This is a genomic window from Natronorubrum aibiense (assembly GCF_009392895.1).
Lineage (GTDB): Archaea > Halobacteriota > Halobacteria > Halobacteriales > Natrialbaceae > Natronorubrum > Natronorubrum aibiense.
The window spans coordinates 327,904-346,732 of record NZ_CP045489.1 but is presented as its reverse complement, the minus strand read 5'-3'; the positions used below and the strand labels follow the sequence as shown (position 1 = coordinate 346,732).

19 protein-coding genes and 1 pseudogene are annotated in these 18,829 nt (G+C 54.6%); 16 read left to right on the top strand and 4 right to left on the bottom strand.

Annotated features, from left to right (window positions below):
- The first annotated feature begins 60 nt into the window (after positions 1 to 60).
- The 7 genes from GCU68_RS18215 to GCU68_RS21105 all read left to right on the top strand — a co-directional run bounded on the left by GCU68_RS18215 (position 61) and on the right by GCU68_RS21105 (position 11,675).
- Positions 61 to 741: a hypothetical protein gene (locus GCU68_RS18215; protein WP_152944004.1), complete on the top strand. Its 681-nt coding sequence runs from the start codon at positions 61 to 63 to the stop codon at positions 739 to 741.
- The gene (locus tag GCU68_RS18210) at positions 742 to 1,953 is read left to right on the top strand and encodes a hypothetical protein (protein ID WP_152944003.1); all 1,212 of its coding nucleotides are present in this window, start codon (positions 742 to 744) and stop codon (positions 1,951 to 1,953) included.
- Positions 1,954 to 1,958: 5 nt separating this feature from the next.
- A complete protein-coding gene (locus tag GCU68_RS18205; RefSeq protein WP_152944002.1) occupies positions 1,959 to 5,261 on the top strand; it encodes a VirB4 family type IV secretion system protein in 3,303 nt (1,100 codons plus the stop codon).
- A complete protein-coding gene (locus GCU68_RS18200; protein WP_152944001.1) occupies positions 5,254 to 6,441 on the top strand; it encodes a hypothetical protein in 1,188 nt (395 codons plus the stop codon). The genes GCU68_RS18205 and GCU68_RS18200 overlap by 8 nt, the downstream gene beginning before the upstream one ends.
- Positions 6,431 to 9,475 (top strand): type IV secretory system conjugative DNA transfer family protein, encoded by a 3,045-nt coding sequence (locus GCU68_RS18195; protein WP_193565100.1) that lies wholly within the window; start codon positions 6,431 to 6,433, stop codon positions 9,473 to 9,475. Before GCU68_RS18200 ends, GCU68_RS18195 begins: the two co-directional genes overlap by 11 nt.
- A gap of 367 nt (positions 9,476 to 9,842) precedes the next feature.
- Positions 9,843 to 11,111 (top strand): phage NrS-1 polymerase family protein, encoded by a 1,269-nt coding sequence (locus tag GCU68_RS18190; RefSeq protein WP_152944000.1) that lies wholly within the window; start codon positions 9,843 to 9,845, stop codon positions 11,109 to 11,111.
- Between the two features lie 156 nt (positions 11,112 to 11,267).
- A complete protein-coding gene (locus GCU68_RS21105; protein WP_161991526.1) occupies positions 11,268 to 11,675 on the top strand; it encodes a DUF5518 domain-containing protein in 408 nt (135 codons plus the stop codon).
- Positions 11,676 to 11,861: 186 nt separating this feature from the next.
- On the opposite strand, the gene GCU68_RS18185 is transcribed toward GCU68_RS21105, so the two are convergent.
- On the bottom strand, positions 11,862 to 12,140 hold the full coding sequence (locus GCU68_RS18185; RefSeq protein ID WP_152943999.1) for a DUF3006 domain-containing protein: 279 nt from the start codon (positions 12,138 to 12,140) through the stop codon (positions 11,862 to 11,864).
- 7 nt (positions 12,141 to 12,147) lie between these two features.
- Positions 12,148 to 13,608, bottom strand: a complete 1,461-nt coding sequence (locus tag GCU68_RS18180) for an MBL fold metallo-hydrolase (protein WP_152943998.1) — start codon at positions 13,606 to 13,608, stop codon at positions 12,148 to 12,150.
- Between the two features lie 151 nt (positions 13,609 to 13,759).
- Here GCU68_RS18180 and GCU68_RS18175 point away from each other — a divergent pair, with 151 nt between their 5' ends.
- The 8 genes and pseudogenes from GCU68_RS18175 (at position 13,760) to GCU68_RS18150 (ending at position 17,074) form a co-directional block, all read left to right on the top strand.
- Entirely contained in the window at positions 13,760 to 13,942 is a 183-nt protein-coding gene (locus GCU68_RS18175) for a hypothetical protein (RefSeq protein WP_152943997.1), read from the top strand.
- Between the two features lie 210 nt (positions 13,943 to 14,152).
- Entirely contained in the window at positions 14,153 to 14,617 is a 465-nt protein-coding gene (locus GCU68_RS21810; protein WP_227015052.1) for a hypothetical protein, read from the top strand.
- A gap of 157 nt (positions 14,618 to 14,774) precedes the next feature.
- On the top strand, positions 14,775 to 15,068 hold the full coding sequence (locus GCU68_RS18170) for a hypothetical protein (protein ID WP_152943996.1): 294 nt from the start codon (positions 14,775 to 14,777) through the stop codon (positions 15,066 to 15,068).
- A complete protein-coding gene (locus GCU68_RS18165; RefSeq protein ID WP_152943995.1) occupies positions 15,065 to 15,397 on the top strand; it encodes a DUF7558 family protein in 333 nt (110 codons plus the stop codon). The genes GCU68_RS18170 and GCU68_RS18165 overlap by 4 nt, the downstream gene beginning before the upstream one ends.
- Before the next feature lie 92 nt (positions 15,398 to 15,489).
- The gene (mntA, locus tag GCU68_RS18160) at positions 15,490 to 15,972 is read left to right on the top strand and encodes a type VII toxin-antitoxin system MntA family adenylyltransferase antitoxin (RefSeq protein WP_152943994.1); all 483 of its coding nucleotides are present in this window, start codon (positions 15,490 to 15,492) and stop codon (positions 15,970 to 15,972) included.
- On the top strand, positions 15,969 to 16,436 hold the full coding sequence (hepT, locus tag GCU68_RS18155; protein ID WP_152943993.1) for a type VII toxin-antitoxin system HepT family RNase toxin: 468 nt from the start codon (positions 15,969 to 15,971) through the stop codon (positions 16,434 to 16,436). The genes mntA and hepT overlap by 4 nt, the downstream gene beginning before the upstream one ends.
- A gap of 62 nt (positions 16,437 to 16,498) precedes the next feature.
- A pseudogene (locus tag GCU68_RS21805) lies at positions 16,499 to 16,612 on the top strand (PadR family transcriptional regulator); the annotation flags it as partial.
- 189 nt (positions 16,613 to 16,801) lie between these two features.
- Positions 16,802 to 17,074: a PadR family transcriptional regulator gene (locus tag GCU68_RS18150; RefSeq protein WP_152943992.1), complete on the top strand. Its 273-nt coding sequence runs from the start codon at positions 16,802 to 16,804 to the stop codon at positions 17,072 to 17,074.
- Positions 17,075 to 17,154: 80 nt separating this feature from the next.
- Here GCU68_RS18150 and GCU68_RS18145 read toward each other — a convergent pair whose 3' ends face one another.
- Both GCU68_RS18145 and GCU68_RS18140 read right to left on the bottom strand, forming a co-directional pair.
- Complete coding sequence (locus GCU68_RS18145; RefSeq protein ID WP_152943991.1) at positions 17,155 to 17,346, bottom strand: hypothetical protein; 192 nt, start codon at positions 17,344 to 17,346, stop codon at positions 17,155 to 17,157.
- Positions 17,347 to 17,506: 160 nt separating this feature from the next.
- Complete coding sequence (locus GCU68_RS18140) at positions 17,507 to 17,767, bottom strand: MarR family transcriptional regulator (RefSeq protein ID WP_152943990.1); 261 nt, start codon at positions 17,765 to 17,767, stop codon at positions 17,507 to 17,509.
- A 121-nt stretch (positions 17,768 to 17,888) separates the two neighbouring features.
- On the opposite strand from GCU68_RS18140, the gene GCU68_RS21100 reads away from it, so the two are divergent.
- Entirely contained in the window at positions 17,889 to 18,146 is a 258-nt protein-coding gene (locus GCU68_RS21100) for a HalOD1 output domain-containing protein (protein ID WP_161991525.1), read from the top strand.
- The last annotated feature ends 683 nt before the right edge of the window (positions 18,147 to 18,829 follow it).

The following is an 18,829-nucleotide window of genomic DNA, read 5'->3' as shown; positions in this document are numbered from 1 at the left end:
AACAGCACGGATGACAACGGAATTAGCGCCGAAGGGAGTGACGTCTTCACCTCTGTCGAGATGAGTGACGCAAACCTCGAGATCGAAGTTGCTGATGATGTGTCGGTGGAGTTTATCAATCTCATCGATCCGAACGGTGAGTTATTCGACCAACAGCGTCTCGCGAATGGTGAGACCACGACGTCATTCGAAGTTCTCGGTCGCTATGAGGACAGTACTCCTACTGGAGACTATGAACTGATTGCCTTCGATGGGGACGAGCAGGTCGATACGACGACAATCACGCTCGAGGCAGAGTGTACGATTACGGATGTGCTGTGGGCAGCGGAGAACCCCGACATGGAGTGGGATAAGAACTCGCCTGTCTGGGATGAGTACGCAGCAGTCGTTATTGAGAACAAGGGTACGATCCCTTCGTTACTTACTGAACTTCGGTGGAAAGGTGCTCCAGCTGCTAAGCTTGGACTGGATGATACAGTATCGTACTACCATGAGACACGCCTGCCACCTGGTAAAACTACTGTCTATTCGTTTAGTCAGATTTACCAAACGAGTGGTGCAGGTGGGTCGCTTGATTGTAGCGAATTAGGAACAGAACCGATGACAGTGACAGCTGTCGTTCAAGTAGGGCAGAATTCATCGTATACACAGCAAATCAAGTATGGAGGGGACCAGTCGTGTAACCTCTCAATTGTCGAGGAGGGCCAAGGCAAATCGCTATCTGACGGAGGTGAGAATTAGATGGCATGGCTGCAAGAAGAAGTCGAGAATGCGATTGAAAGTGTTCTGGAGAGAATCACCAATGCACTTCTTGGTCTGATAAACGAAATCTATGAGGCATTGTTGAGACCGATTGTGGGTGTTCCAGCACCCGTGTCGGATTCGAGTTATATTGTCGTCGGAACGCCAAGTTATGAGCCTTGGGCAAGTTTGTATCAAGATGTTTACTTAGCGTATATTATGCCATTGGCGATTATGATGATTGTCATTGCTGCCGCATTTGTCGGCGTTCGTTCTGGTTCGATAAGTGACTATAGACGAAAGCGCCTTCTGAGGCGGCTAGGTCTTGTGTTTATGGGGACATTCGTTTGGTTCCCACTAGTCTCGATTCCCTTGCAGTTTATTGATGCAGTCGGAATGACGGTTGCACCAATTGAAGAAATGTCAGCAGGACTTGGAGGACTTATTCAGTCAACTCTTGGAGGCACATTTACGATTCTTGCGATGGTTGCTATCTCGAACCTGTTTTTGGTTGTTGCTGGATTCATTGTTGCTCTCCGTTGGGTTGGAGTATTTGTGTTGACAGTAACTATGCCGTTTTTAGGTGTAATCTGGGCACTTGATGTCTGGCCATTCACTCCAGCAGCAAATATGGCCCGTCGAGTTGCCGGGATCTATCCTGGATTAGTACTTGCCGGAATTCCGGCATCTCTACTCTTCCGAATTGGTTGGGAAGTTGGTGGTATTGAGACGCTCGGCCAGAACGAGCTATTCTCGTTGTTTATCGGATTGACGCTGATTCCTGCTGCGATTATTGCGATGGTCATGACGGTCTACTGGAGTAGTCCTGCAATACGGACGATCGCTCAGAAAGGAGCATCTACGACGAATCCCGCAGCGGCCAAAGCTGGCGCTGCAAAGGCAAAGCGCACCTCTGGAAAAGCAGTTCGTGGTGCCCGAAACGTCCACCGTGGATATGCGGACAACCAGATTGGTGCCGTAACGAAGAGTGGCCAGACCACACTCGGGAGCGGTAATTCGAAAGCGTACAAACTCGGCTCTTCGGCCCGCTCGACGAAGGATCACGCCGGCCGCTACAACAACCTGCGAAAGTCCGAGACAGGTCGAATTCGAGATAAGGCCGCCGATGACGCTCGGAAGGCCACACAGAAGGCATCGACTCGAGCGAAGCGTGGACTCAAAAATACGAAAGAGAAGGTCTCGAGGTGGTGATCTCAATGAGTACGAACACAGCCGATAGCGAGTACAACGCGCGAAAGATCCATCAGTCGCTGGGTGGCACAACGGCCTTCTTCCGGGGCTACACGATCGGCGAACTCATGCTATTTCTCGCAGTGGCGTTCGTCACGGTTGTTGCAGCGACGTTCGTCCCGGCGGCACTGACGATTCCAGTCCTGGGATTCGGACTCATGCTTACGACGCTGCTGTTCTTGCTCCACAAAGTCAAGCCCCGATATCTGTGGCTCACCGAGTGGCTCGCTGCCCGTCTGAGCTGGGCGATCAAGAACAAGGAGTACACGCACGGTGACGAAGACAATAGCGAGGTCCGGTATTTGACACGCCTCCAACGAGTGTATCCGCATGCCATCGAACGAACGGATGGCGCACTCGTCGGGGCCATGAAAGTCGAGCCCGCGAACATGGCCCTCGAGGACGACGATGCATGGGCGAAGGCCGTTCAGTCGTTGTCCGAGTTTGTCAACTCGACTGTCGACTTTCCAGTGAAGATCTACGTTACCAGCCGCGAGGTCGATGAAGACGAGATCGTCCGTGCACACCAGGATCGGCTCGCTGATGCCGACGTTCGCTCACGCCCCGTATTGAAACGACTGCTCGAGGAGTACGTTGCGGCGAATACGACTGACAACGGAGAAATCGACTCCGAGACGACCACGATCCGCGAGTACTACCTCATCACCGCGGTGAACGACGGAGATGTTGAGCATTTCGACGCAACTGATGACAGTGTCCTCGCCTATCTTGCTGATCTTCCCGCTATTGGACGGTTCTTCGGTCGGTTCCAAACCGACGACCTGACCGACGCCGAACGAGAGCAATTCAAAGAAGAACACCTCGAGTCACGACTCACACAACTCCGCCGTGGTGGGTCGTCGCTCTATCGGTGTTCGGTTAGCCCTGTTGATGCCTACGATCTTGCTCGGATCACGAAGGAGTACTGGACGTGTCTCCCGGAAGAATACGCCGATATCACGAGCGCGCTCGGCACGTTCCCGGTCGTCTCGCATGGAATGAGCGACGGCGTTCCAGCGACGCCTGATCCCGATGACGTCCTCGATGCGATTGCCGAGCACGACAGCCCGTCAGATACGCCCTTGAGCGATCGTAGTGAAGACACCATCAACGACTTATCAGATGGAACTGATGACCACCTACCAGATACGTCGACGATGCATCAGTCGGTAATTGCGCCGTCGACGGTCGACTGGGAAACGACCTACGCTGTAATCAATGATGAGACGTACGTCCGCACGTTCTGGATCGAACAGTTCCCCGAGGAACCGCCAGATGGCCTCCTCGAGCGATTGTTGCTCGACACGGAGTTGCAGACCGAGATCAGCATCCACCTCGATCCGTTCGATAGTCAATCTGCACAGGACATGATGGCGGACTGGATCTCGGATTTGAAGATCAATCAACACGACTCGAACAGCCTCAAATCCGAGGATCTCCAGGAGGACATCGATCAGGCGAAGTACATGCGATCGCTCGTTCGCGCGAACAAAGCGTCGTTCTACCGCGGTGGTGTGTTCATTCGCCTTGCTGCTGACAGTGAACAGGAACTCGACAATCACACGACGCGCCTGCGGTCGATCATCAAGGATGCGCCGGCGAACTGTACGCTCAAGGTCGCGAGTCGTTGGCAGGAACGTGGCCTCGCAACCGTGTCGCCACTTGGCGCGAACGAACTCGGCCGTGATCGTATGTCGACGCTGACGAACCAAGCCGTCGGCGCGATGTTTCCGTTCTCGTCGAACTACCTGATGATGGACGAGGGTATCGAATACGGCTATCATGGCCACAACGGCTCTCCGATCCGGATCAACCCATGGGCGCTCGAGACAGGACATAGCGAACTCGTCGTCGGGATGCCTGGTGCTGGGAAAACGTTTGGCGATATCATGCGCCACCTTCGGATGATGAAACGCCGCAACGACACGATGCTCGTTCTCGTCGACCCAGTTGGTGGCTTCCGTGGAATCGCAGACGCGCTGAACGCGAAGACGATCACCGTTGGTGGTGACACAAAGCTGAACCCACTCGAGATCCGCGAGACTCCCCAGCATATCCTCGATTCTGGAGAGGGAATCTCTCCCCTGTCGGCGAAAAAAGACGAAGTCTACGCCATCCTCGAGAACTTTCTCAACGCTCGCGATATCGAACTCGGAACCGAGACGGGTGTCCTCTCGTATGTCATCGACGAAGCCTACCGGCAAGCAGGCGTCGTCGAGGATGACGTCTCGACGCATACGTCGGAAAACTCACCGACGATGCAGGACGTTCACCGAATTCTCTGTGATACCGCCGAAAATCCGGACGAGCACAATATCGCGGAGTCAGATTCGGCGCGCGAGCGTGCCGCACAGTATGCAGACGAACTTGCGATTGCGTTCCAGCCATTCCGCGAGGGAGGGGCCTACGAGAACCTCTCTCATCACTCTGAGATCGATATCCTCGAGGGCGATAACAAGGTCGTCTATATCGACCTCGGGCAGATCGAAGGCAGTGCATCGGGAATCGATCGCCAGACGTTCCTGATGCAGCTGCTACTCTCGACGATCTACCAGCAGGCGAAAAACACCCACCGGAACGTCGAGCTCGCGATCGATGAAGCCCACTACCTCTTCGAGGACCAAGCTAACCTCGACTTCCTCGAGACGGCGTTCCGGCACCAACGCCACGCAGGGCTTCGGATGGTGTTACTCTCGCAGACGGCCCAGGAATTCTACGAAACTGAGCAGGCAGAGAAGATTATCGGCATGTGTCCGATCAAGGTTCTCCACAAACTCCCCGAGCTGGATGAGCGGACGGCCGACAAGATCGGGCTAACCGAAGAGCAGCGCCGGTACATCAGAGGTGCCGACGCCGGCAACGAAGACCTTGGCTACAGTCAGGCACTCGTTCGCGTCGAGGAACACGGAACGTACCCGCTGCATATCGTCGCTGACGACTTCGAGAAACGGGTTATCGACTACGAGCCCGAGGATCAGGCCTTCATCAAGCAGGCGATTCGTGACGAGCCAGCAGAGTTGCTCGCCTTCGAAGAGTTCGTCGAGAACGAGGCCCAGCGCAACGCGCTTGCAACGCGTCTCGATCTCAGCGCAGACGCGGCCAGTCGGCTTCTCGAGGCAGATCTCACGAAATCGGATGTTCTCGATGTGATCGTTGAACATGCCCTCGAGACAGACAGTGAGAAATCGTCTGTCCGGCCTGATGGTGGGGAATCAGCTACTGCACAGGACACAGCTGAAACGGAGTCTGACATCCAAAACCATGACTAGGTTCAACCAAATCAAGGCAATCCTGAGTTCGTCGCCACAGTACGAGGCGACGCAACTCAACTTCGGAGAGCACGATTCGTTTGTCCAACGGCAAGCGGATACGCCAGGCACGCTGCTTCGGATCCGTCCCTACAAAGAGAACAACGGTATCGCGGACGGGGCTGGAGTCCTCCAGTCAGTCCACGATGTGACGACGAACTTCCGCGGGAAGAATACGAGCGACCACCACTCCTTTGAGGTCTGGTTCGACGAAGGGAAGATCAAGTTCTACATGCACGCTGCCACCGAGGCAGCTGCGGACAAGTTCCGCCGGCGTGTCGGGAACAACTACGCCAACAGCGAGGTCTTCCCGGTCGAGGAAGGCTATGCGTTCCCCATTATCGACGCTGACGAGTACGTCGCCGGCGCGTGGCTCGAGATAGAGAAGATTCCCTACTATCCGATCCGCCATCACAACAGCGAGGGCTTCGAGACGGATCCCTACGGCGAAATCACGAGTGAAATGCTGTCGCTCGATGAGAGTACAGTCGTTACGCAGGTTGTTTTCCGGCCGGCGAAACAGTCGTGGACCGACGGCGACCGGTTCAAGCACAATAGCGTCGACGAACTCGCTCATGCACTCCGACAAGGGACGTCCGTCGGCTGGCTTAACCCTCGTACGCGACCGCCGACTGAGAAGGACAAACAGGCCGCGAAAACCATCGAACAGCAACGCGGCCAACAGGCGTTCCACGTGAACATTCGCGTCCTCGCTGCCTCGAGCGAACAGGCCGAAGCCGAGGCCCGCGCTCGTGGCGTCGCAGGGATGTTCAGGAAGTACTACAACGCGATCACTGAACAGGGCCTGAACGACAATCCAGTCTGGCATCGCCGAGAGCGAAAACGCGCAACGCGACTTCGACAGTTCGTCGAGCGGATGTGTGACCGTGAGTGGATCGACCGGCACATGATTATGACTGTCGACGAACTCGCCGGCGTCGCACACATCCCCAATGCGGAGATTGAGACGCCAAAGATCGACTGGCGGTACACACAGCGTGGTGACCGGCTGCCAGCAGATGGGAGTCGATACGCAGCTGATGAATCATCGGTAGATGAGCAGACCCCTGGCGTTCCGAACGAGACACCAGTCCGTTTTGAAGAACCAACTCGAGAACAGGAGGGATTTGATGGTGCTTGATCGCTTCTTTGGATCCGGCGACGAGGCTTCCAGTGACGACCAACAAGATGAGCAAACTGCTGGAGGCGATGAACAGCCGGAAGAAAACACGACCGCTGAATCGTCCACCCACCAACAACACGGTGAACAATACGATATCGTAGAACAGAACACGATTCGTATTGGTGGGAAGAAGGTTATCACGGAGACAGTCGACGAGGGGACAGTTGCAGGCCCCTTCGTTCGAGAAATGTTCGAAGCGGGGATGTACAATGCACCAGCTCCACTCTGGATCGGCTATTCAGAGGATCCGCAGACTGGCTTTCGTGAGGCGCCGCTCCGTTTCGAATCGCTCTTTCGGCACACCTGGATCGCTGGAACGACCGGCTACGGAAAGACGACCGAACTCCTGAATATGATGGTCCAGTGGGCCTACTCCGGCTATGGCTTCACGTATTTCGACCCGAAGGGCCGTGACTCTCGAGAGCTCCTCCGGATGCTCCCCAAACATCGTCTCAAGGACGTGGTTTGGATCGAGCCCGGCTCGACCACCCACGAGAAGACGATCGGGCTCAATTTCCTCGAGGTCCCCGAGTGTGAGACGCGCGAGGAACTCGAGAACGAGATTGAAAGCCGGGTCGAGAATCTGAAAGCTGTCTTCGACACCTCCGACTATTGGGGCATCAACATGGAGGCGATCACCGAGTCAATGGCTCGAGCGATGATGAAATCGGAGAAGCCGTTCTCGATCATCGATATGTACTTCACGTTGCTCAACGCCGAGCGACGCGAAGACTTCGCGCTCGATGTTGAGGACCCCTACATCAGGGAGTTCTGCCTCGAGATTGCGAAGATGGAAGAGGAGACGATTCGACCACTGCTGAAACGGATCAAATCGTGGGTCGAGAATTCGGTGATTCGTCGGATCATTGCCCATCGTGAGAGCACGATCGATTTCCGAGACATCATCGACAACGACCGGATCGTTATCGTCCGAACGCCCGTCGAGAATACGGATATCAAGAAGATGGTCACGCTCGGCGTGATGCGGAATCTCTGGAGTGCGATTCAGCGGCGATCGTATGAGTTGGATACGACGCCAGATCCCTACTTCGTCCTCTGTGACGAGTTCGATGATATCGCCAGTGACAATCTCGACATCGAGTCAATGCTGGCTCGAGCCCGGTCGATGCGGCTCTCCGTGACCCTTGCCTCGCAGTATCCGTCGCAGTTTGACGAGGACACACTGAAAGCGATGCAGAACAACTGTGACAACCTCCTCACGTTCTCGGTCAACGACAGTGATGACGCGGAATTATTGATGAAACGGTTCCGTGACTACACCGCAGAAGACCTCATCACGACCGACCAGTTCAAAGTGTGGACGCGGATTCCTCTCTCTGGAGGGCGATACTCCGAACCGGTCTTAATCCGGACGTTTCCGCCATATCCGCCTCTCCGTGGGACAGACGACGTCGATGATATCATCGAACAGAGCCTCGAGCGCTACGGAACTGACCCGCTAACGGACGCGGAAATACTCCAGAACCTCATCTACAGCGACGCCAATGAGGCTGCCAATCCGACGAAGATACTGGACGAGACCATGGCAGAAGCTCTCCGCACAGTCCAAATTCGAGAGGGTGTGCAAGAGGCAAATGGCTGGGTCGAGGTCACGGCTGTTGACGAGGAACTCGTGGCTCGCCTCGAGAAGACTGAGCCCGAGATTGACTATGCATACGAAGACCTGCCGGACGTGCGTGATGCCTCGCAGTTGATCGAGGTCGATCTGCAGAACGATGAGATCGTCGCTCGGCTCACCGACGAGGGTGAAGAGTTGGTCCGGCCCAAGACGGGCACTGGCGGCTCGGCTGGTGGAACTAGCCACGATGAAGTGCTTCTGGATACTGAGGTAGCGCTCACTGAACGCGGGTTCAGTGTCGAGATCCTCGAGCAAGATGGGAGCGAGCAACCTGATGCAGTTGCCACGCACCCAGATCACGATGTGGTGTTTAACATCGAGGCTGAGACAACAACGCCCGACCGACCGGCGAAGGTTCTGCAGAATCTCAAACGCGCTCACGAGGAAGACCGCATTCCGATCTTCGTTGTTCGACCTGGAGAATCTGAGACACAGGTTGCGTCACGAGTCGAGAATATCCTCTCGCCGCCGTTCCGAGAGCGAACGGACGGTACTGAACAGTTCTATAACTGCGACGAGGTTGTGACCTTCGGCGGTGGTGCGACAGCTCACGGCGGTGTCACTGCGATTCGACCACGGACATTCGAGACAAATCAGACCGTCTGGATACGCGACAACGGCGAGCGCGTCCTTTCCGATGGGAACACGGAGTTCGCTCGTGTCCCTGATGGCGGAGTACTCTCGAAAGACAGCGTTCCAGCCTATTACAGCCATGACCGTGAAACTGGCCAATATTCCGTCTATCAGGCTGGAGAGACCCATGTATACGACTCGAAAGATGAGTTTGAACAGGACTGGACACTGATTAAACGACCGTTCATTCCTGCTGTCGACCTGCCAGATGCAGACTACTCACGGGACAGTTATGTCGTGTTGATTCTACCACCCGGTGGCGACCCACTGGTTTTCCAGTCTGGTGAGACATATCGGCTCCCCACAAACCCAGGTCGTGAGGAGTTGTGGCCTACTGGACCGACTGGTGAGTCTGCCCAATTTGACAACTCGATATCTGACAATGATCAGAACGCGCCGCCGGCGTTACCGGGTTCTGATTCGTCAACGATGGACGAGTTGAGCGAGATCGATCCAACCGGAGACGGTGTGGAAGCGTTTGCAGCAACGTATCTCAGGCAGATCGAGGGTGCTAGAGTATCACAGGATGATCTGTTTCAGGCGTACGATATCTGGACTGAGCAGCAAAATATCGATGGGACGACCAAGGGCTGGTTCACTCGGAAGTTACAGGATGTCGTTGACTTCGACGTTGATCGCTCCAGAGTGGACGGGGATCGTGTCCAGTTCTACACCGGCCTGACTCTGACGCAAGAGGGGTACTCCCTCCTTGACCAATGACTAATATCAGAAATATGAAGTACTGTAATCACGTCTCAGGAGAGTTCATTGACCGATGGCATTCGATTTGCGATATTAGCCGAGATAGCTTCTTATACCGCCAATATGGAGCACTCTCAGAACCTGTCCACGCAGATCGGCTACCCACGAAAACTGCATGGACACTCCTGTCCACGCAGAATCGCATGACAGAAACGCTGTCCACGCAAAAGTACCACCCAAAACCAACTAGTATACACTGGGTTCCATCCGCAGAACGATGCGGGGACAGGGAGCTTAGACACCATACACAGAATCGACATTTCTATCTATATTCTGATATAGTTTGTTCGAGGGACTCAGTAAGTGCCCCTCGGGGGTATTGCCAATGAGTTCTACACCATCATTCGATAGAACAGTACTCCCAGCAGACTTGCGAAATCGTGACCAGTGGGTGTGCTGGAAAGAAGAACTTCGGGATGGGAAGCCGACGAAGATACCAGTGACGCCAGGGAGTGGTGCGTTCGCGTCATCGACGGATCCCGAAACATGGGCGTCGTTCGAGACAGCCCTCGAGTACGCTGATACAGGAAATGCCGATGGCATCGGATTCGTCTTTACCGACGACGATCCCATCGTCGGCGTGGATCTGGATGACTGTCGAGATCCCGAAAGCGGCGACGTCGACGATACAGCACTGGACATCATCGAACGACTTGATTCCTATACGGAGACCTCTCCGTCGGGTACTGGGTTCCATGTACTCATCAAGGGAGAACTCCCAGATGGACGGAACCGCCGTGGCAGTATCGAACTGTATGACACTGCTCGGTTTTTCACCGTGACTTGCGACCGCCTCGAGGACACACCACCTCGCGTTGCACGTCGGCAGGACGCGCTGGTTGCGATCCATCGTGAGTACGTCCAAGACTCTGAGCCGGATCCAGAGCACGACTCTGGGAACCATCGCACTAGCGACGAGACGGAAACGACGGGCAGTGCAGCCGATACTGACGTTGATCTCGATGACGAGGAGCTGCTCGAGCGAGCGCAGAACGCATCGAACGGTGAGAAGTTCGAGCGGTTATGGCGTGGTTCGACTGCCGGTTATGAGAGTCAGTCAGAAGCAGACATGGCTCTGTGCTGTTTGCTGGCGTTCTGGACTGGCGGTGACCACCAGCAGATGGATCGGCTCTTCCGCCAATCGGGACTACTTCGAGACAAGTGGGACGAAGTCCACTACGCAGACGGCTCTACGTACGGCGAGAAGACCATCGAACGAGCGATTTCGAGTACCTCCGAGTTCTACGACCCGGACACTCGAGAGACATCAACCGAATCTGTTCCTAGAACGAGCGAGCCGTCGGCCACTGCCAGCCGTGACAAATCGGGACGGAATAGGAACCGTGCGTATCTGGTCGAGAAGAACCGACTGTTGACCGACCGTGTCGACGAACTCGAGACTACGCTCGAACAGAAAAATGAGCGTATCGATCGTCTCGAGGCAACGATCGAGGATCTCAAAACCGAACTTGCAGAGCGTGACCGCGAGATCAAGCAGACTCGAGAAGAACAAGCCGAGACGACATCCGACTGTGATACCGCTTCAGAGACAGCCTCTCTGTGGGGACGATTATTCGGCGATAGCTCCAAATAACAATCGTTGGAAGGATCGTTTCTTCAATTCTGAGTAAGCTATGATACGGATATCCGATTCGGTAAGTAAGTCTGCGAGTGTAACAGTGCTGGATTAGTCCTTGGGTCCCTCATCGTACAACTCTACAAAAATTTATGCCATTGGCAACCCTTAGATGTGAGTATAGTGTCATCTCTTCGCGTCCACGCTCTCCCTGCAGCATGGCGATTTGCACTCATCGGTGCGCTAGCCTCGCTACCTATCACCGCCATTCTCAATTGGCTGCCGAACTCGGAGGCGAGCATTGGTGGTGGTATCATGATATTCGGAGCGTTCATCGCAGGAGCCATCGCTACAATCCGCTCATCAGACCCGAATGCTGCTGGACTCCGCACTGGTTTCATTGCTAGCATCATCGCTCTGACTATATTCGTAGTGACAGTAGGTACGACAGCGACATGGCCGCTACCTAGAGTTGTATTTTTCGTCTTCGCCAGTGGGATGATAGTGTGCGTTGCCTCTCTCTTTGGTCTAGGATTTGGTCGTGTCGGAGGTTGGGTGGCAAACACCGTTGTCTCTCGATAGATGACCAGCGCAAACGCATCATACTCCTAGGGAAGTCTGTTACACAGAACTCCTGTACTTACCGTTCGTCGGGTAGGCGCAGAGTGGTTATGTAAACCGTTCTGTGACCTCCTCGAATGAACAGTACAGCAAGTACAGAGAGGCGTTGAGCACGTTCGATTCTTTGTTCGTCAACGAACAGTCTCCTCATTCCTCACGATCGGATAACCGCTCGGACAACCGATCCAACTTCTCCTGAACAGATTCACGGCGCTCTCGCGTTGCGTCCGGTCGGTACTCCATCGACACGACCTCACTATCCTCGAGCGTCACCGACAGCACGCCACCGTCCGTTCGGGCGGGCTCTGGGAGTCGATCAGCAGGGATATCCACTTGCTCGATCACCTGCTTGTTCTCCTCGAGCAAGATGACGGCAATCTCACCGTCTTCAATTCGATCGACAACACCAGTGTAGGTCCCATCCATCTCTCTCTCACCCCATAGTAGGAGCGACAACTCCATCAATCCCACTGGCCACACTGCCTGCGACAAGCGGAGGGGGTACCAGTGCATTCGTCTCGTCGTCGGAATCAGGTGTCTCCGCGAGGATATCCGCTGGGTCCGTCGAGAACGACTCACTCGTCTCGACAGCGATCGACGTCCCATCAGTTCGCACTACGATATTGCCGTGGACCCCTGTCCAGTACGTTTCGATCTCCCGATCGGCAAACCGTTCGAGAACCTCGTCACTCGGATGTCCGTACTGTGAGTCGTAGGCACTCGAGATGATGGCCGTCTCAGGAGCGATGGCGTCTACGAAGGCGTCACTCGAGGAGGTCGATGAGCCGTGATGGCCGGCTTTGTAGACGTCGCTCTCGAGATCGCTTCCCCACTCGTCGACCAGCCGCTGCTCGACGCCAGTATCGACATCGCCAGGCGCTAGATACTGGAAGTCGCCGAACTCGAATGCCAGCACCACACTATTATCGTTAACGTCGCTCCCAGCGTCCTCAGCAGGCGGGTTCATTACCTGGGCAGAGACGTTTCCCTCGATCGGTAGCTCATCACCGCTTTCGACGAGGAGAAGATTGACGTCGTGGTCGTCGACGGTATCGAGGTAGTTCTCATAGGTCGCTGAATCCGATGGAACACCCGAATCGTACGCGGCCCCAACACCCTCACCAGTCGTCTCGAAGTGCTCGATCACAGCGGCGTGGCCACCGATGTGATCGGCATCGGCATGCGTCGCGACGAGGTGGTCGATCCGATCGATCCCCTGGGCGTCGAGGTAGGCGATGACCTCATCGCCGTCTTGGCGCCAGTCGCCAGTATCGATCAGAATTGTCTCATTGGCTGGCGTGACGATAAGGGTAGAATCGCCTTGCCCAACGTCGATGTGGTGAATCTCGAGCTCACCGTCAACAGGACGCTCGTTGACGTCATCGCTCTCGTCACCGGTGCTGTCCTCTCCATCGCCGTCCGACTCAGACTCATCGAGATCGATATCGCCGTAGGCGTGCTCGAGCACGACCTGGCCACTGGTGTCGACGAGCCGAACCACGTCGCCATCGCCTCGCCAGATATTCACGTTGTACCCCCAGTACAGTTCGGTCTCCGTTGAGTCGCCTTCACCGGTCGTTATCTTCACAGTCTCCCCGGACTCGAGGATAAACTCACTTGGAAACGAAAACGGCGAGAGGCCGCCATCGACCTGTCCACCCTCTCGGTCTCGGAGTTCAAACCCGGACAAATCAGCGGGCTCATCGGCAGTGTTCTGGAGGACAATGTACTCCTCATCGGGCGATACGTCTGCAACGTTCAACTCGACGATGTCGATAGCATCCCCAACCGACTGCGAGTCGTCGATCGCATCCTCGGCACCTTCGGTGCCGCCCGCACATCCTGCAAGAACGACGAGGAGCGTCACGAAGACTACGAGGATCGCTCGGTCCATACCAGTTCATGTTAAAGGAGCCGTTTGAGTGTTCCGCCCAGCAGAATAGAACCGTCAACGGCAGACTGGAAGCTACGTCACCGAACGAAGCATCCGTGATTGTGGTAGAACTCCCGACTCTTTTTATCCAAAGCCGCAGCCAACGACAGCGATGCTCTCCAATCAACAGGAGGACCTCCTGATTGCGGTTGCTTTAGCGGAGTTCAGCTACGAGACTGAAGATGTCGATCCCGACCTTGCCAACCATGCGTGGCAACTGGCTGCAGACCGACTCGTCGCGTGGGATGTCACCCCGGCTGAGGCCGTCAGAGCACTCAATATTGGAAACCACTGATACTGAACGACAGTAGTATCGCGCTTTCTACCTCCAGCAACTTGTGGCGGGTAGATACTAATTACCCCTTCCCTGTACTTGTCATGGGTTCCGTAAGCCGTTCAAAATAAAGAAACAGAGCAACGAGCTACCGGTACCGTCGCGACTGTGATGGCGTGTTTGTCCTCCCCGAGAGGGGTGCGGGGCGATCAAACTGCCCCGAGATAGCGAATGACTTCTGAGCGACAGCACCCACGAGACCGTGGTATCGATCGAGTACCAGCCCACCGACAGCCCACTGAACCACCCTGGTCTGGCCTCGAGTTACGCATTCCGAACGACCGAAGTCGAGAGTCACTCATTTCATTCGTCGAGTGTGTTCTCGTTGAGCTCACACATGCAGACGTCGGTGCCGAGTATCGATCATCAAATATCTGGGGAATCAAACTGACGCAGTACATCGCAGCCGATACGGTCGGCGAGAGATTCAAAAAGCGCCATTACGACGAACGGCTCGGCTGGCACGAGCAGACGATACCCCGACAGGACGTGCGTGATGAACTACTCAACCGCCTCGCACGGCCCGCGTCACTGGCGACGAATCAGAGTCATCCCCATCCTGTTGAGGAACCAGATACGTTCCGGGTGAAGCCGACGTGGCAACTGCGAACAGGTCGACGGACCAGCAAGAGGTAGTCACCATCCGTCGGTACTCCAGCCTGTTGTTGGACGTAGGTCACTGACTCCAGTACACACCACCTAGTATCTTCGACTTGACTGTGCTCCTAGCAGCGAGTTTATCGGCGCCGTGAGGCATGAGGCGCGTTCAACAGTGTGCCTTATGTGGTTTCCAATGACTGATCTAAACCCGATTGACGACACTGCAGACGATTACAGCCGGTTCGAAGCTAGACTCGTTGCCCATGATCAGGATGCAACTCGCGTCGTGACAGCAGATATCGGTGATACAACCGCCCGACAGCTCGTTACGGAACTCATCGATAACGGTGTGGTAACGCCGGTTCCTGGCAAGCGGGTGTTCGTCCACGAGCCAAGTGGGACCACCTTTGACTCGAGCACCCAGCTTGCTGTCTTCCATCAAGGCTGGACGGCTGCTCGAGATGACGTCACGGGGGAGGAGTCGTGACACAGCAGACACTCGCGGGGTGTTCGTTCTGTGAGGCACCACCCGGAACGGAAACTGGCACTGCATACACTTGGGGAAAAGACGAGCGAGTCAGTCACCAGATCTGCGTCGACTGTGCCATCCAGATACGGCCAGATCCGGATAAGCGCGATCACTACGCCTGCGACGGCTGTGGGCTCGTTGTCGACGCGCTTGCAGCCCTCACGCGATTCCGCGTCGAACTCGGCCATCTCGAGGGCTCGCTACAGCTGTGTGCGCGATGTAGTCCCGGTGGGCCGGCTACCTACTGGACGCGTGATCTCGAGGAGCACGTCGTGAAAACCGGGTAGAGTACAGCTATACGAAGTTACCGAGACAGAACGAGTGCACGCAGACAGTTGCTCCTGAGTGTTTATGTGCCATGAGGCCGTATTTTTGCGTAATGAGAACCAGTGAGAACGCTGCTATCGATGAATCCCTTCCTCTCGAGACTCTTCAGGAGGTATTGCAGGAGCATCCGGTAGAGCTAGCCATTCTCTTCGGTTCTCACGCAACTGGGGAGTCTCACTCTCGAAGCGACATCGATATCGCAGTTGCATTCGACACTGTCCGCCCGAGTGATCCAGCCTACAATGAGGTCTTTCTCAGGTTGAGTGCTGATCTCAGCGAAGCGCTCGAGACTGATGATGTCGATCTCGTTGATCTCCAGACAACGTCACTGGAGCTAGCAGAGACGATCTTCGATCACGGCGTCCTTCTCATCGGTGACCCAGAACATGTGGCTGATGTTCGAAGCCAACTCACCGCAACTGAGAAGCAGACTCAGTCACCGCGCGAACGATTTGATGCAGCAGTAGCCAGAATTGATCGACATCTGAGTGGGTCTGCTGTGACAGCGACTGATGGCGAGACCCGTGATCGATGACAGACGAGACCTTTCCTACTGACGGTCTCAATAGAATACTCAACGCTGTCGAAACGATTGAAACCAGTTTGGGCGTTCTCGCTCGGAAACAGACGCTGAGTCGCGAAGCATATCATGCTGACTCAGATACACAGGATATCGTTGAACGCCGATTTGTAAAGATGACCGAGGCAGCGATCGATATTGGAGAGGAACTTGTCAAACACGAGCGTGGAACGCCTCCAGCGAGTAATCCACAGTCAATGCGGGCTCTCGAAGAGCTTGGTATACTCTCTGCTTCGACAGCTGAGGAAATGGCACAAGGTGCCCGGTTCCGGAATGTCCTTGCACACACCTACGGGAACATCATCGAACACGACGTGGTCTATAACGCTTTGCAGGACCTCGATCGGTACCGCCAGTTCGTCATCGAAGTCCGTGACTACCTCGAGTCGATCGGAGCACTTGATGAGGACATCTCCTAGAAGCACATACTCGTCAACTGTTGCGATTTCTCCCACAACGATATCGTCGACGAGGGGCAGCGCTCGTCAGACAAGCGAACTACTACACGATCACAGCGCGTGGTCAACGCGAACTCGAAGCCCGCCGAGAGTGGACAGATCAGTACGTCGGAGGTATCTTCTCGAGTGCAGAGTGAGACGGTCGCGATCGCTGATCGTACGCGCTGGATCGAATCCTTCGAGTGTCGCTCCACCACGACTACAGTCTCAGAATGTCGTGAATGGAACGAGAGTCAGCTAGTGGTATAAAGAACCGACTAGTTGGATTAGCTTACATCTACGTACGTGTAGAATAACAAATATCATCTCGCCTGAATGGCTGGGCCATGGACGACCTTACAGGATTCCAACGAGACCTGCTGTACGTGATCGCGGGCGCTGATCAGCCATCTGGACAGGATGTCAAAGATGAGATCGAGCAGTACTACAGTTCAGAGATCAATCATGGTCGGCTGTATCCCAATCTCGATACGGTCGTCAACAAGGAGCTCGTCGAGAAAGGGCAACTCGACAGACGCACGAACTATTACGCGATCACAGGTGAGGGAGAGCAAGTAATCGTGGAGCGTCGTGAGTGGGTATCACAGTACGTCGACTGAATTGAGATCAGAAGCGGTCTGGATCATTTCTTTGCTCCCTGAATCGGTAAGTACAGGCGAGCTACATATCAGGCCTGTCGCTATTCCTTCCTGTCATTCCACATGATGAGTGCAATTCCAAGAAACATAATTGCCAATCCGGATAACTGTAGCCAGTTTAGATTGACACCTCCTGAATAGCCGGTCGCAGGAAGTACAATGCTTGCTAAAACGGCTATTACTATTCCCAAGAGAACTACCAAACCGTCGGGATACCGGAACGAGAGGTTCATACTCAAGAGAGTATTGACACTATATTAACTGTTTGGCCGGAGGTATCTTCGCAAACCCATTTATCGGCGTGTTCACCGTCAAAATGGATGAAATCAACACCGTAGGAAGCGTTCTATGGCTCCCTATATTTATCCAAGACCGACTTTTCCCCAATTGAATTTAATTGGACTCGAGGTCTCGAACGTCGAGTTCACCGGCGAGATACTGTTTGCCCTCACGAGTAATGTCGTAGACACCGTTGCCGAGATGAACGAGGAGTCCATACTCGACGAGCGTCTTACAGCGAGCGTTGATGTGTTGTCTAGAGAATCGTACACGGTCGCTCTCAGCCATCTTTTTGGGTGTATCGGGCCCAGCATCAGCTAGATGTTCCAGAATCCGATCGTCAGCGCGAGACATCCAGTCAGCGTCAAAGCGCATACTCCACTCTGCTTGCGCCGACAGTATCCCACACGCGCTAAGTCAAGTATTGAGTCTATACGCAACTGTAGTTGACTCCAAACCCTTTAAGCATCGTCAATCCGAAGCACTGATTGTTCAAATGGATCGATCATCGAGAAATGGGGATAGCTCATCAACCGATCTTGTCGTTGCAATCATTGAGACGCTTGAAGCATGTGGACTTGACCGTGACGACTACCAACTCTACGACACTGTTGATGCCGAAGTACTTGAACAGTTGCTTGACTCATCGACTCGAGATCTCGAAATTCGATTCACTGTCGAAGGTATTCGGATTGCTGTGACGTCGGATGGTGTCGACGTTTTGGCTGACGAACCAGCCAGTGCGTTAGATTAGTCGCGAAGCCCGCAACCACTCGGATTCCCGTAGACGATATTTTGAGACGATGAAAAAGTAGCATAGTGCTATTCCCACAGCCCCTTTTATATCATATAAACTGAACTATTCGTTCATTACGCGTGCGTACTTACCGCATCTCCCCGTACAGATTGATGAGTGTGACGAGTATAATCACCCATCCAATGAACGTAAGAGATATCCCTTGCGTCTGATAGAGACTATGGCGGCAGCAATAGTATCCGCCCCCTGAAGCTCGAAGAAACTCTCTGAGACCATATGCGATAAAGAGGCTACCGAGTGTCCCTCCAGCAGAATACTTTATGATAGTAGCAAAGGTTTTCATTCCATCCATACTTCCTCATCTGAATCTCGTTTGTAAAGTCCTTTAGTGTGCGGATGGGCCACTGAACCAGCTCTGTAAAGGAGTTGATCTCGATGAGTGGCTCGCAATCATCGCTTTCGATAACAGGGAGAAAGCCCCTGGCGCGCTCGAGTCCCGCACCTCGCTGCGCTCCTCACAAGTTGCGGTGCTTGTGTCGGCGGGGTTCCTCGAGCGCGCCAGCCCCTTTTGATCCCACCCACGTGGATTGATCGGGCTGCTGTTGCGTCGGTTGCTTGCTCTTGAGTATCGGCCCGCCCCGCTCGCCGCGTGCCGCCCTCCGCGTCGCTCGCGACCGACC

Coding starts and splice junctions, on each gene's coding strand:
- mntA (WP_152943994.1), top strand. CDS start 15,490: ATGAGAACCAGTGAGAACGCTGCTATCGATGAATCCCTTCCTCTCGAG.
- GCU68_RS18200 (WP_152944001.1), top strand. CDS start 5,254: ATGACTAGGTTCAACCAAATCAAGGCAATCCTGAGTTCGTCGCCACAG.
- GCU68_RS18215 (WP_152944004.1), top strand. CDS start 61: ATGAGTGACGCAAACCTCGAGATCGAAGTTGCTGATGATGTGTCGGTG.
- GCU68_RS18190 (WP_152944000.1), top strand. CDS start 9,843: ATGAGTTCTACACCATCATTCGATAGAACAGTACTCCCAGCAGACTTG.
- GCU68_RS18150 (WP_152943992.1), top strand. CDS start 16,802: ATGGACGACCTTACAGGATTCCAACGAGACCTGCTGTACGTGATCGCG.
- GCU68_RS21100 (WP_161991525.1), top strand. CDS start 17,889: ATGGATCGATCATCGAGAAATGGGGATAGCTCATCAACCGATCTTGTC.
- GCU68_RS18205 (WP_152944002.1), top strand. CDS start 1,959: ATGAGTACGAACACAGCCGATAGCGAGTACAACGCGCGAAAGATCCAT.
- GCU68_RS18145 (WP_152943991.1), bottom strand. CDS start 17,346: ATGAACCTCTCGTTCCGGTATCCCGACGGTTTGGTAGTTCTCTTGGGA.
- hepT (WP_152943993.1), top strand. CDS start 15,969: ATGACAGACGAGACCTTTCCTACTGACGGTCTCAATAGAATACTCAAC.
- GCU68_RS18175 (WP_152943997.1), top strand. CDS start 13,760: ATGCTCTCCAATCAACAGGAGGACCTCCTGATTGCGGTTGCTTTAGCG.
- GCU68_RS18210 (WP_152944003.1), top strand. CDS start 742: ATGGCATGGCTGCAAGAAGAAGTCGAGAATGCGATTGAAAGTGTTCTG.
- GCU68_RS18195 (WP_193565100.1), top strand. CDS start 6,431: ATGGTGCTTGATCGCTTCTTTGGATCCGGCGACGAGGCTTCCAGTGAC.
- GCU68_RS18185 (WP_152943999.1), bottom strand. CDS start 12,140: ATGGATGGGACCTACACTGGTGTTGTCGATCGAATTGAAGACGGTGAG.
- GCU68_RS18180 (WP_152943998.1), bottom strand. CDS start 13,608: ATGGACCGAGCGATCCTCGTAGTCTTCGTGACGCTCCTCGTCGTTCTT.
- GCU68_RS18170 (WP_152943996.1), top strand. CDS start 14,775: ATGACTGATCTAAACCCGATTGACGACACTGCAGACGATTACAGCCGG.
- GCU68_RS18140 (WP_152943990.1), bottom strand. CDS start 17,767: ATGCGCTTTGACGCTGACTGGATGTCTCGCGCTGACGATCGGATTCTG.
- GCU68_RS21810 (WP_227015052.1), top strand. CDS start 14,153: ATGACTTCTGAGCGACAGCACCCACGAGACCGTGGTATCGATCGAGTA.